General features: G+C 65.7%; 10 protein-coding genes. 4 read left to right on the forward strand and 6 right to left on the reverse strand.

The features are described 5' to 3' along the window. Nucleotides 1-249: 249 nt before the first annotated feature. Both JQ592_RS12485 and JQ592_RS12490 read right to left on the reverse strand, forming a co-directional pair. The gene (locus JQ592_RS12485) at nt 250-930 is read right to left on the reverse strand and encodes an RlmE family RNA methyltransferase (RefSeq protein ID WP_211403151.1); all 681 of its coding nucleotides are present in this window, start codon (nt 928-930) and stop codon (nt 250-252) included. Between the two features lie 2 nt (nt 931-932). Next, nucleotides 933-2,006, reverse strand: a complete 1,074-nt coding sequence (locus JQ592_RS12490) for a Ppx/GppA phosphatase family protein (protein WP_211403152.1) — start codon at nt 2,004-2,006, stop codon at nt 933-935. 215 nt (nt 2,007-2,221) lie between these two features. Between JQ592_RS12490 and JQ592_RS12495 the strand changes: the two genes are divergently transcribed. The 4 genes from JQ592_RS12495 to JQ592_RS12510 all read left to right on the forward strand — a co-directional run bounded on the left by JQ592_RS12495 (nt 2,222) and on the right by JQ592_RS12510 (nt 8,437). After that, complete coding sequence (locus JQ592_RS12495) at nt 2,222-4,594, forward strand: xanthine dehydrogenase family protein molybdopterin-binding subunit (RefSeq protein ID WP_211403153.1); 2,373 nt, start codon at nt 2,222-2,224, stop codon at nt 4,592-4,594. A 381-nt stretch (nt 4,595-4,975) separates the two neighbouring features. Continuing rightward, the gene (locus tag JQ592_RS12500; protein ID WP_211403154.1) at nt 4,976-5,479 is read left to right on the forward strand and encodes a YaiI/YqxD family protein; all 504 of its coding nucleotides are present in this window, start codon (nt 4,976-4,978) and stop codon (nt 5,477-5,479) included. A 2-nt stretch (nt 5,480-5,481) separates the two neighbouring features. Beyond that, nucleotides 5,482-7,293: an ABC-F family ATP-binding cassette domain-containing protein gene (locus JQ592_RS12505; protein ID WP_211403155.1), complete on the forward strand. Its 1,812-nt coding sequence runs from the start codon at nt 5,482-5,484 to the stop codon at nt 7,291-7,293. A 64-nt stretch (nt 7,294-7,357) separates the two neighbouring features. Further along, the gene (locus JQ592_RS12510) at nt 7,358-8,437 is read left to right on the forward strand and encodes a D-TA family PLP-dependent enzyme (protein ID WP_211403156.1); all 1,080 of its coding nucleotides are present in this window, start codon (nt 7,358-7,360) and stop codon (nt 8,435-8,437) included. A 127-nt stretch (nt 8,438-8,564) separates the two neighbouring features. Here JQ592_RS12510 and JQ592_RS12515 read toward each other — a convergent pair whose 3' ends face one another. The 4 genes from JQ592_RS12515 to JQ592_RS12530 all read right to left on the reverse strand — a co-directional run bounded on the left by JQ592_RS12515 (nt 8,565) and on the right by JQ592_RS12530 (nt 13,135). Further along, on the reverse strand, nt 8,565-9,794 hold the full coding sequence (locus tag JQ592_RS12515) for an NAD(P)/FAD-dependent oxidoreductase (protein ID WP_211403344.1): 1,230 nt from the start codon (nt 9,792-9,794) through the stop codon (nt 8,565-8,567). Continuing rightward, nucleotides 9,791-10,708: an SDR family NAD(P)-dependent oxidoreductase gene (locus JQ592_RS12520; RefSeq protein WP_211403157.1), complete on the reverse strand. Its 918-nt coding sequence runs from the start codon at nt 10,706-10,708 to the stop codon at nt 9,791-9,793. Before JQ592_RS12520 ends, JQ592_RS12515 begins: the two co-directional genes overlap by 4 nt. Before the next feature lie 225 nt (nt 10,709-10,933). Next, nucleotides 10,934-11,413, reverse strand: coding sequence for a MaoC family dehydratase (locus tag JQ592_RS12525; protein ID WP_211403158.1), 480 nt, complete (start codon nt 11,411-11,413; stop codon nt 10,934-10,936). Continuing rightward, complete coding sequence (locus JQ592_RS12530; protein WP_211403159.1) at nt 11,414-13,135, reverse strand: AMP-binding protein; 1,722 nt, start codon at nt 13,133-13,135, stop codon at nt 11,414-11,416. Nucleotides 13,136-13,137 lie beyond the last annotated feature (2 nt).

Below are 13,137 nucleotides of genomic sequence, written 5' to 3' on the forward strand. Positions count from 1 at the left end.
ATTGCCATCTCGTTCCTACAATTGCTGCACGGCGTATGGGTCCCGGCCTGCGCCCTAGGCTATGCACACATCTTTTCGAGTCGAAAAACCGACTCTTGATCAAGGACTTGGCCGCTGCTCGATGACGAAAGTTCGCGAGCGCAGCTTCGCGAGAATGCATCATTTCTCTGCGTTCGCGAGCCAAGTCGTTGATAAGACTCCAGAAGATGTGTGCATGCACTAGGGCCTGCGCCGGGACGACGGTGGTGGTTACGCCCCACCCCGAAACCCCGTCGCCAGCACGTAGCGTTCCGATGAATCCTGCCGGCTCGCTGCCGGCTTCACATGACGCACCGTGGCAAAGTCGCGCTTGAGCTGGGCGAGCAGCTCGGCATCGGCGCCGCTCTGGAACGTCTTGGCGAGGAACGTCCCGCCGGGCTTGAGCACATCGCAGGCGAACGCGGCCGCCGTCTCGACGAGGCCGACGATGCGGAGCTGGTCAGTCTTGCGGTGGCCGGTCGTGTTGGCGGCCATGTCCGACATCACGACGTCGGCGCCGCCGCCCAGCATCGCGGTGAGCCTCGAAGGCGCATCATTGTCCATGAAATCGAGCTGGGCGAAATCGACGCCGGGAATCTCGGGCATCTCCAGCAGGTCGATGGCGACGACCTTGCCCTTGCCTTCCGTGGAGCCGACGCGCTTGGCGGCGATCTGGCTCCAGCCGCCGGGCGCAGCACCAAGGTCGACCACGGCCATGCCGGGCTTCAAGAGCCGGAACTTGTCGTCCATCTCCAGCAGCTTGAACGCGGCGCGCGAGCGATAGCCCGCCGCCTTGGCCTTGGCGACATAGGGATCGTTGAGCTGCCGCTCCAGCCACAGCTTCGACGACAGCTTGCGCTTGCCGCCGGTCTTGACCTGGACGTGCAAGCGGCCGGTGGTGTCCTTGGCCATTCTCACCAGCTCCTGAGCGCGCCGTCCTCGCGCATCATCTCGACCAGCATGCCTTCGCGCAAGCCCCGGTCGGCGACGCGCAGGCGCGGCAGCGGAAAGGCGCGCCTGATGGCGTCGAGGATCGCGCAGCCCGCCAGCACGAGGTCGGCGCGCTCGACGCTGATGCAGCTGTTGTTCGCACGCTCCTCGTAACTCATGCCGAGCAGCTTGTTGATGGTCGCGGTGATGTCGGAATCGTTCATCCAGATGCTGTCGATGCGGCGGCGGTCGTAACGCGGCAGATTGAGATGGATGCCGGCCAGCGTCGTCACCGTGCCCGACGTGCCAAGCAGATGCATCTCAGTGAGATCGCGGCCGTGCTCATGGGCGAACGGCGCGACATGGCTTGCGACCTCGCGCTCCATCGCGGCATAGATCTCCGGCGTCACGTCGCGGCCGCCGAACTGCTCGGCGAGCGTGACCACGCCGAACGGGATCGACATCCAGGCCTTGATCCGAGGTTCCGGATTCTCCGGGTCACGTTCGATCCGCACCAGTTCGGTCGAGCCGCCGCCGATGTCGAACAGGATGGCGCCGCGCCCCCTCGGGTCGACCAGCGGCGAGCAGCCGAGCACGGCGAGCGCGGCCTCGGTCTCGCGGTCGATCACCTCGAGCTCGATGCCGGTCTCGGCCGCGACGCGGCTGCGAAACCCCTCCGCGTTCGAGGCCGCCCGGCAGGCTTCGGTCGCGATCAGCCGCAACCGCCGCGCCTTGCGCAGATTGATCTTGTCGCGGCAGATGCTGAGCGCCGCTATGGCGCGCTCGATCGCGGCCTCGCTGATCGAGCCGGTCGCCGAGACCCCCTCGCCGAGCCGGATGATGCGCGAGAAGGAATCGACCACGCGAAAGCCGTCCTGGGTCGGACAGGCGATCAGCAGCCTGCAATTGTTGGTGCCGAGGTCCAGCGCCGCGTAGACGCCGGTTCCGGCGACTTGCGCGGGGACGGCCGGTCCGGTGGCCAATGCCACCGCCGCCATCGACCCATCCAGCTCACCGTGCGGCGCATGGCCGTCGCGGAGCCGCGTGTGGTCATTCATACAAACTGTCTTTCCGCGGCCGGGTGGGGCCGATCTGGAATTGCTTTTTCGCCTGAAACATTAGCAGCGCGGCGGGCCTGCGCAACAACGCATCACATAGGACCATGCCCATTCGTGCGTTGTCGTGAACGGGGTGGTGGGTTATCTGAAGGGGGTCCGGCCCCCTCCAGGCGCCCCGCAAAATCGCGCAAATGCCGGCTTTTCAGGTCGATTCCATGCAAGAACACACCAAATCGTCCACGCTCGAAAACGCTATTGCACTGCAAAAATATGGCGTCGGGCAGCCCGTCCGCCGCAAGGAGGACGACACCCTGGTGCGCGGCAAGGGCCGCTACACCGACGATTTCAACCTGCCCGGCCAAGTCTACGCCGTGGTCGTGCGCTCGACCCACGCCCATGGCGTCATCCGCGGCATTGGCCTTGATGCCGCCAAGGCGATGCCGGGCGTGCTGGGGGTGTGGACCGGCAAGGACCTCGATGCCGCCGGCTACGGCCCGTTCACCTGCGGCCTGCCGCTGAAGAGCCGTGACGGCTCGCCTTTGCTGCAGACCAACCGCCAGCCGCTGGCGACCGACAAGGTCCGCTTCGTCGGCGATCCCGTCGCCTTCGTGGTGGCGGAGACGCTGGCCCAGGCGCGCGACGCGGCCGAGGCGGTCGAACTCGACATCGAGCCGCTGCCGGCGGTGACCGATCCCGAGGAAGCCGCCAAGCCCGGCGCGCCGCAGCTTTACGACCACATCCCGAACAATGTCGCGCTCGACTACCATTATGGCGACATGGACAAGGTCAATGCAGCCTTTGCCAGCGCCGCCCACGTCACCAGGATCGACATCGAGAACACCCGCGTCGCCGTGGTCTCGATGGAGCCGCGCGTTGGGCTAGCCTCCTACGACGAGAAGACCGAGCGCTACACGCTTCAGGTGCCGACGCAGGGCGTTGCGGGCAACCGCGCAAATCTCGCCAAGAACCTGAAAGTGCCGAACGAGAAGGTGCGCATCCTCACCGCCAATGTCGGCGGCTCCTTCGGCATGAAGAACATCAACTATCCCGAATACATGTGCATCCTGTACGCGGCGAAGGCACTGGGACGGGCGGTGAAGTGGCTCGACGAGCGCTCCACCAGCTTCCTCTCCGACAGTCACGGCCGCGCGCAGAAGATCCATGCCGAGCTCGCGCTCGATGCCGAGGGGCACTTCCTCGCGGCGAAGCTTTCGGGTTACGGCAATCTCGGCGCCTATATCACCGGCGTTGCGCCGGGGCCGCTCTCGCTCAACACCGGCAAGAATTTTTCCAGCGTCTACCGCACGCCGCTGATGGGCGTCGACATCAAGACGGTGCTCACCAACACCACGCTGATGGGCGCCTATCGCGGCGCCGGCCGGCCCGAGGCGAACTACTACATGGAGCGGCTGATCGACCGCGCCGCCGACGAGATGGGCATCAACCGGCTGACCCTGCGCAAGCGCAACTTCATCAAGCCGAACCAGATCCCGTTCGCGGCGTCCTCCGGCGTCACCTATGACAGCGGCGACTTCCAGGCCGTGTTCAGCAAGGCGCTGGAAATCTCCGACCACGAGAATTTTGCCAAGCGCAAGAAGGATAGCCGGAAGGCCGGCAAGCTGCGCGGCATCGCCGTCGGCTCCTATCTCGAGGTCACCGCGCCGCCGAGCCCCGAGCTCGGCAAGATCGTGTTTGATGCTGACGGCACCGTGCAGCTCATCACCGGCACGCTCGATTACGGCCAGGGCCATGCGACGCCGTTCGCGCAGGTGCTGTGCGATCAGCTCGGGGTGCCCTTCGAGAGCGTCAAGCTCGTGCAGGGCGACAGCGACATCGTCCACACCGGCAACGGCACCGGCGGCTCGCGCTCGATCACCGCGAGCGGCCAGGCCATTGTTGGGGCCGCCAAGCTCGTCATCGAAAGAGGCAAGCGTGCAGCCGCGCATATGCTGGAGGCGTCCGAAGCCGACATCGAGTTCGCCGATGGCAGCTTTACGATCGCCGGCACCGACCGCAGCATCGACATCATGGAGCTCGCCAGGAAGCTGCATGATGGCAAGGTGCCCGATGGCGTGCCTGACTCGCTCGACGTCGACCACACCAGTGAACCGGTCGCCTCCGCGTTCCCGAACGGCTGCCATGTCGCCGAGGTCGAGATCGACCCTGAGACCGGCGTGGTGCAGATCGTGCGCTACAGCGCGGTCAACGATTTCGGCACGGTGATCAATCCGCTGCTGGTCGCAGGCCAGCTCCATGGCGGCGTGGTCCAGGGCATCGGCCAGGCGCTGATGGAGCACGTCCGCTACGACGAGAGCGGCCAGCCGATCACGGGCTCGCTGATGGACTACGCCCTGCCCCGCGCCGAGGACGTGCCGTTCATGACCGTCGGCGACCACCCGGTGCCGGCCACGACCAATCCGCTCGGCAGCAAAGGCTGCGGCGAAGCCGGCTGCGCCGGCAGCCTGTCGACGGTCGTGAACGCGGTGCTCGACGCGCTCTCCGACTACGGCATCAAGCACATCGACATGCCGCTGACCCCGGAACGGGTGTGGCGCGCGATCCAGGACGCGAAGGGCCAGGCGGCGTGAGGGGTGCTATCGTCGCTACAAACTCCACTGTCATCGCCCGGCTTGACCGGGCGATCCAGTACGCCGAGGCGGCAGCGATTGACCGAGAAGCCGCGGCGTACTGGATGCCCCGCCTTCGCGGGGCATGACACCGACTTTGAATCTCACCAGTCGTTCCGGGGCGATGCGAAGCATCGAACTACGGTGCGCACTTTGCGCACCTGAGAACCTCGAGATTCCGGGTTCGGTCCCCGCGGACCGCCTCGACACGCCAGGTTTCGAGCCGGTTCGGCATGTGGGCCTTTCCCCAAATTCTTGTTGTTTCAGGGCCAATCGTAGGCCCCGGGGAACAGCGGTCAATCCCCTCGCCTTTGCGGCCCGAATGGGGTACCACGCGGCGGAATGACCGACACTCCCACCCGCATCTATGTCGACGCCGACGCCTGTCCCGTGAAGGACGAGATTTACCGCGTCGCCATCCGGCACGGCGTGCCCGTGAGCGTGGTCGCCGGTAATTTCATTCGCGTGCCGCAGGACCCGCTGATCGAGCGCATTGCGGCCGGCGCGGGCATGGACGCGGCCGACGACTGGATCGCGGAGCGGGCCAAGCCCGGCGACGTCGTCGTGACATCGGACATTCCGCTGGCCAGCCGCTGCGTGAAGGCGGGTGCCGACGTGATCGCCCCGAACGGCAAGCCGTTCACGGAGGAGTCGATCGGGATGACGCTGGCGGTGCGCAACCTGATGACGGATCTGCGCTCCGCGGGCGAGGTCACCGGCGGCCCGCGCTCGTTCTCCCCGCGCGACCGCTCCGCGTTCCTCTCGGCGCTCGACCAGACGCTGCGCCGGATCCAGCGCCGCCGCGCCGATCAGGCCGCAACGAGCCAGAATTTGAGTCAGGGCTGATCATGGCGCCGCCGCTGATCCAACTGAAAGACATCAGGCTGACCTTTGGCGGCACGCCGCTGCTGTCGGGCGTCGAGCTCAATGTCGCGCCAGGCGAGCGCGTCTGCCTGATCGGCCGCAACGGCTCGGGCAAGTCGACGCTGCTCAGAATCGCGGCGGGCCTTGTCGAGCCCGACGGCGGCACGCGCTTCGTGCAGCCCGGTGCGACAGTCCGCTATTTGCCGCAGGAGCCGGACTTCGGCGACCACAAGACCACGCGCGCCTATGTCGAGGCGGGGCTCGCGCCGGGTGACGACCATCACCAGGCGCGCTACCTCCTCGAGCAGCTTGGCCTCACCGGCGACGAGAACCCGCATGATCTTTCCGGCGGCGAGGCGCGTCGCGCCGCGCTCGCCTGCGTGCTGGCGCCCTCGCCCGACATATTGCTGCTGGACGAGCCCACCAACCATCTCGACCTCTCCACCATCGAGTGGCTGGAGCAGGAGCTCGACAGCCGGCGCGGTGCGCTCGTGATCATCAGTCATGACCGCCGCTTCCTCACCAATCTCTCGCGCTCGACCGCCTGGCTCGACCGCGGCAGGATCAAGCAGATCGACCGCGGCTTTGCCTCGTTCGAGACCTGGCGCGACGAGGTGCTCGCGGAAGAAGAGCGCGACCAGCACAAGCTGGACCGCAAGATCGTCGACGAGGAGCACTGGCTGCGCCACGGCGTCTCGGGCCGGCGCAAGCGCAACGTCAAGCGCCTCGCCAATCTGCACGCGCTGCGCGACCAGCGCCGCAACTATCGCGGCACGGCGGGCACCGCCAGTCTCGCTGCGGCGGAAGCCGAACAATCCGGCAAGCTGGTGATCGAGGCCAAGGGCATCACCAAGGCCTATGGCGAGAGAAAAATCGTCGAGAATTTCTCGACCCGCATCCAGCGCGGCGACCGGCTCGGCATCATCGGCCCGAACGGCGCCGGCAAGACCACGCTGGTCAATCTGCTTACCGGCGGTTCGCAGCCGGATTCCGGCACCGTGCGTTTAGGTGCCAATCTGGAGACGGCCACGCTCGACCAGCACCGCGAAAGCCTCGATCCCAAGTCGACGCTGGCGGAAGCACTGACCGGCGGCCGTGGCGATCAGATCATGGTCGGCGGCAAGCCGAAGCACGTCGTCGGCTACATGAAGGACTTTCTGTTCGCGCAGGAGCAGCGCGGCACGCCGGTGGAAGTGCTCTCGGGCGGCGAGCGCGGCCGGCTGATGCTGGCGCGCGCACTGGCAAAGCCGTCGAACCTCCTGGTGCTGGACGAACCGACCAACGACCTCGATCTCGAAACCCTCGACGTGCTCGAGGAGATGCTCGGCGACTACGATGGCACCGTCATCCTGATCAGCCATGACCGCGACTTCCTCGATCGCGTCGTCACCTCCGTGATCGCGCCTGAAGGCAACGGCAAGTGGATCGAGTACGCCGGCGGCTACAGCGATATGCTGGCGCAACGCGGTGCGGACCTCAAGCGCGAAACGGCGAAGCCGCAACCAGCTGCGGAGAAGAAAGAGGAGCGCGCCGCTGCTCCGTCGTCGGCGCCGAAACGGAAGCTGAGCTTCAACGAGAAGCACGCGCTGGAAACGTTGCCGAACAAGATGGAAACGCTTCACGCCGATATTGCAAAATTGCAGCGCGTGCTCGACGATCCCAACCTCTACGCCAAGGATCGCAAGAAATTCGACGATACGTCGGCCGCGATCGCCAAGGCGCACGAAGAATTGTCTGCCGCCGAAGAGCGTTGGCTCGAACTTGAAATGCTCCGCGAAGAGATCGAACAGGCCTAGCGCGCATTCTGCAAAAGTGGGTACCGGTTTTGCGATCAGAATGCGCGCCAACTAAGAGACTCCCATGACAACTGCCCTTGCCGCCAAGATCGCCCGCGAATATGGCACGCCCTGCGCCGTCATCGACATGGACAGGGTCGAGCGCAATATCGCGCGCATCCAGAAGGCCTGCGACGACGCCGGCATCGCCAACCGCCCCCACATCAAGACGCACAAGAACCCGACCATCGCCAAGATGCAGGTGGCGGCCGGCGCGAAAGGCATCACCTGCCAGAAGCTCGGCGAGGCCGAGATCATGGCCAATGCCGGCATCGACGACATCCTGATCAGCTACAATCTGCTCGGCGACGAGAAGATGGCGCGGCTCGGTGCGTTGCAGGCGAAGGCGAACATGACGGTGGCGGCCGACAACTCGACGGTCGTCGCCGGCCTGCCCAAGGCTGCCGCGGCCTCCGGGCGTCCGCTCTCGGTCGTGGTCGAATGCGACACGGGCCGCAAGCGCGCCGGCGTCGAGACACCGGCCGAGGCGATTGCGCTCGCGCGCGAGATCGCGGCGTCCAAGGGACTGCAGTTCGCCGGCTTCATGCTGTACCCGACCGAGACCGGCTGGACTGACGCGCAGAAGTTTTACGACGAGGCGCTGGCCGGTGTGCGCGCGCACGGGCTCGATGCAAAAATCGTCTCGACCGGCGGCACGCCGAACCTCGTCAATATCGGCAAGCTCAAGGGCGGCACCGAGCATCGCTTCGGCACCTACATCTACAACGACCGCATGCAGGTCGCCGCGGGATCTGCCACTTGGGACGACTGCGCCCTGCACATCTATTCGACAGTGGTGAGCCGCGCCGCGCCCGAGCGCGGCATTCTCGATGCCGGCTCGAAGACGCTGACGACGGACACCGGCGGGCTCGACGGCCACGGCCTGATCCTGGAGCACCCCGAAGCTAGAATCGCGAAGTTCGCCGAGGAGCACGGCTTCCTCGACCTCTCCCGCAGCAACACGCGCCCGAATGTCGGCGATGTCGTCCGCATCGTGCCGAACCATGTCTGCGTCGTCGTCAACATGATGGACGAGGTCGTGATGGTGCGCGGCGAGGAGATCATCGGCACGCTGCCGGTGGCGGCACGGGGGAAGCTGCGATAGGCGCCGGAGCGCCCGCGCATCCTTCGAGCGGCAAACTGCCGTAGGGTGGGCAAAGCGAAGCGTGCCCACGACTTCTCGTGATAACTGCGAAAGATGGTGGGCACGGCGCTTCGCGCCTTTGCCCACCCTACGATTTCTGCGATTGGGCGAACCACCCCAGCACGCCCCTGCCTGCCGCAGCCCCCGTCGCAAACGACGCCTGGAGCAGATAGCCCCCGGTCGGCGCTTCCCAATCGAGCATCTCGCCGGCGGCGAACACGCCGGGAGATTTGCGCAGCATGAAGCGTTCGTCGAGCTCGTCGAAGGTGATCCCGCCTGCCGTCGAGATCGCCCGCTCGATCGGGGCGACGCCGGTGAGCTGAACCGGAATGGCGTTGATCAGCTGCGCCAGCTCGGCCGGCGAGAGCGATGCGAGCGGCCGGCCGGAGGCGATGGCGGCCTCCTGCATCAGGCCGATGCCGACCGGCGACAATTGCGCGGCCTTGCGCAGGAAATTTGCGAGCGATTGCTTGCCGCGCGTGCCTGACAGGCGTGTGGTCAGCGCGGCGGCGTCGAGGTCGGGCCGCAATGCGATTGTCAGCCGCGCCTGCCCGAGATCCAGCACCGCCTCGCGCAGCTCCGCCGACAGCGCATAGATCGCGCCGCCTTCGATACCGCTGCGGGTGATCATCGCTTCGCCGCGCATCGTGTGTGCGCCGATGGTCAGCGCCACGCCCTTGAGGGGCTGGCCCTCGAAACGGTCGCGGAACACATCGGACCATGCGACCGTGAAGCCGGAATTGGCCGGCCGGAGTTTTGAGACGGCAATGCCTCTTGTCGCGAGAAGTTCGACCCAACCGCCGTCCGATCCGAGCCGCGGCCAGCTCGCCCCGCCAAGCGCGAGCACGGTCGCATCGGCGGCGATGGCAAGCCGGCCATCGGGTGTTTGAAATTGCAGGCGCCCCTGCTCGTCCCATCCGGTCCAGCGATGCCGAAATGCGAATTGCACGCCGGCCGCATCCAGTCGCCGCAACCAGGCGCGGAGCAACGGCGAAGCCTTGAACGTTTTTGGAAACACCCGTCCACTGCTGCCGACGAACGTCAGCTGCCCAAGCGCCGCACTCCAATCGCGCAGCGCATCCGGCGCAAACGCTTCGATCGCGGCTTGCAGCTTCGGTGCCGCCTCGCGGTAGCGCGTCATGAACTGCGGCAGCGGCTCGCTGTGGGTGAGGTTGAGCCCGCCGCGACCGGCCATGAGGAATTTGCGGCCCGCGGACGGCAAGGCGTCGTAGACGGTGACACGGGCACCGCCCTGCGCCAGCACCTCCGCCGCCATCAGCCCGGCGGGACCTGCGCCGATGACGGCGACGTCAGTCAGAGCTTGATCCCCGCCCGCGCTGCGGCCTGCGCCACATATTTCTGCGTCTGCTCGAACGCGCCCTGCAAGGCCCTCGCCTTCGACATATCGCTGATCTCGGCGAAGTGGGCGGCGATCGCATCGGGCGTCCATTCGGACTCCGGCAGGTTGATACCTTCACTCTCCAGGATCTTGATCACAGCAAACGAGCCGGCACCGGCGCCCATGATGGTGCGGGTTGGCGCGTCCTCGCTCAGCATGTATTCGACGGCGGGCGTGATAGCGTTCGGCTTCATCAGTTGCAGCGCCTGCGGCGGCAGCAGCTCCTCGGTCATGCGGGTCGCGGCGGTCGGGGAGATGATGTTGGCGCGGATGTTGTTCTTGCGGCCTTCCTCGGCGAGCACGTTCATCAGGCCGACCATGCCGGACTTGGCCGCGCCGTAATTGGCCTGGCCGAAATTGCCGTAAAGGCCGGACGACGACGTCGTCAGCACGATGCGGCCATAATTGCGGTCGCGCATGCCGGCCCAGGCCGCCTTGCAGCAATAGAAGGTGCCGACGAGATGCACGTCGAGCACCTTCTGGAAATCGGCGGCTTCCATCTTGCCGAACGACTTGTCGCGCAGGATGCCGGCATTGGCGCACATCAAATCGACGCTGCCCCACTCCCTGGTAGCGCGCTCGACCATCGCGGTGACCTGCTCGAAATTGGAGACGTCGGCGCCGTCGGCCATCGCGATGCCGCCCGCTTTCCGGATCTCCTCGACCACGGCCTCGGCCGGCGTCAGCGAGCCGCCGGTGCCGTCGCGCGCGCCGCCGAAATCGTTCACCACGACCTTCGCGCCGCGGCTGGCGAGCCCCAGCGCATGCGCGCGTCCGAGACCATTGCCTGCGCCGGTGACGATGGCGACGCGTCCGTCGAACCTGATTGCCATTGTGCTTCCTTTCTTCCTTCTCCCCTTGCGGGAGAAGGTGGCGCGCAAGCGCCGGATGAGGGGTATCTCTCGGCAGCCGAGTTCGTGGAGAGATACCCCTCACCCGGCTTCGCGTTCCGCGAAGCCACCCTCTCCCACAAGGGGGAGAGGGTGCACCGAGCGCGATTTGGAGAGCTTTTGAGCAGCGATGGGTTGCCGGGTCAAGCCCGGCAACGACGCCTCAGGTCAGGCGAAATAGATCAGGCCGAGCCACTCGGCGACCAGCGCTGGCTTTTCTTCGCCCTCGATCTCCACCGTGACGTTGGTGCGGGACTGCAGCTCATTCGGCTTGCGCAGCTTGGCCTCGGCGAGCACGAAGCGGCCGCGGACGCGCTTGCCTGAGCGCACCGGCGAGATGAAGCGCAGCTTGTCGAAGCCGTAATTCACGCCCATCGTGGTGCCCGCGATCACGGGCATCACCTCATAGGACATGATCGACAGCAGCGACATCGTGAGAAAACCATGCGCGATCGTGGTGCCGAAGGCGGTTTCCTCCTTGGCGCGTTCCGGATCGACATGGATGAACTGGTGATCCTCGATCACGTCGGCATAGGTGTCGATGCGGGGCTGGTCGATCAGGTGCCACGACGACACGCCGATCTCCTTGCCGACCATGGCCTGATAGGCCTCGAGCGTGACAGGCGGCTTCTTCCAGACTTCGTTCACTTAGGTCTCACTCCGTGTCTTTGCCAGCTCCGGAAAATCCTCCTCGCGGTACTCGGCGCCGCGCAGCGCGTCACCGCGGTTATTCTCCTGTTCGAGCCGGCGCAACTGCACGCGGCGGATCTTGCCGGAAATCGTCTTCGGCAGTTCCGTCACCAGCTCGATCTTCCTGATGCGCTTGAACGGCGCCAGCCGCGCGTGCAGGTGCCGGAAGATCGAGAGCGCGGTCTCCGGCGAACACTCCACACCCAAGGTCAGCAGCACGTACGCCTTGGGGATCGCGAGCCGGATCGGATCAGGGCTCGGGACGACGGCGGCTTCGGCCACCTGTTCATGCTCCAGCAGCACGCTTTCCAGCTCGAACGGGCTGATGCGGTAATCGGAGGACTTGAAGACGTCGTCGGAACGGCCGACGAAGGTGAGATAGCCCTCGTCATCGGCAAACACGACGTCGCCGGTGCTGTAGAGTGCGGCGTCCGTGCCAGTCAACCTGCCATCGTCCCCCTGATAGCCCTGCATGAGGCCTGCGGGGCGATCGGAACCAAGCACCACCTTCACCTCGCCCTCTTTGGCGACATTGCCGTCGGCGTCTGCGATCTTCACCCGATAGCCGGGCATCGGACGGCCCATCGAGCCAATCTTGAGCTTCTGCCCGGGAGAATTGCCGACGATCAGCGTCGTCTCGGTCTGACCGTAGCCGTCCCGAATCGTGAGCCCCCAGGCGGCACGTACCTGATCGATCACTTCCGGATTGAGCGGCTCGCCTGCTCCGAGAACTTCGCGCAGTCTCACCTTGTAATCCGTGAGTTTCTCCTGGATCAGCAGCCGCCACACGGTGGGCGGCGCGCAGAGCGTGGTGATCCGGTGGCGCTCGATCACCGAGAGCAGTCCTTTTGCCTCGAAGCGCGGCTGGTTGAGAATGAAGATAGTGGCCCCGGCGTTCCAGGGAGCGAAGAAACAGCTGTACGCATGCTTTGCCCATCCGGGTGAAGAAATGTTCAGATGTACATCCCCAGGCTGCAGCCCGAGCCAGTACATGGTTGAGAGATGTCCAACCGGATAGCTGCGCTGGCTGTGCCGTACCAGTTTTGGTTTTGCCGTCGTGCCAGAGGTGAAATAAAGCAGCATCGGGTCATCGGCATTGGTCGGCCCGTCGGGCGTAAAGTCTTCCGGCGCGCTATCCGCCTCGCCAAACGGCAGCCATCCGTCTTGCTTCGCGGTTGCGCCGACCACGATGCGTACCAGCCCATCGCTACCGAGGCCGGCAAATTTTGCGACCTGATCCTGCGTCGCGACCACCGCCCTCGCTCTGCCGCGGTCGAGCCGGTCGCGCAATTCATCCGGCGTCAGCAGCGTGGTGGCGGGGATCACGACGACGCCCAGCTTCATCGCTGCCAGCATGGTCTCCCACAGCGGCACGACATTGCCGAGCAGCAGCAACAGATGATCGCCACGCTTCAGCCCCTGCCCGCGCAGGAAGTTGGCGACCTGGTTGGAGCGGCGTGACAGCGCGGCGAATGAAAGCTTGGTTTCCTTATCGCCGGGGTCGACGATCCAGAGCGCAATGCGGTCCCGGCTTTCCGGATTGTGCGCCAACTCGGTATCGAACCAGTCGAGCGCCCAGTTGAAAGGCACCGGCTCGGGCCAGCGAAATCCCTTTACGGCCGCATCGTAGTCGGTGCGGTGCTCGAGCAGAAAGGCGCGCGCTTCCTGAAAGGTCGTCATCG

Origin of the sequence: Bradyrhizobium iriomotense (assembly GCF_018129405.1) — a bacterium.
Classification (GTDB): domain Bacteria; phylum Pseudomonadota; class Alphaproteobacteria; order Rhizobiales; family Xanthobacteraceae; genus Bradyrhizobium; species Bradyrhizobium iriomotense_B.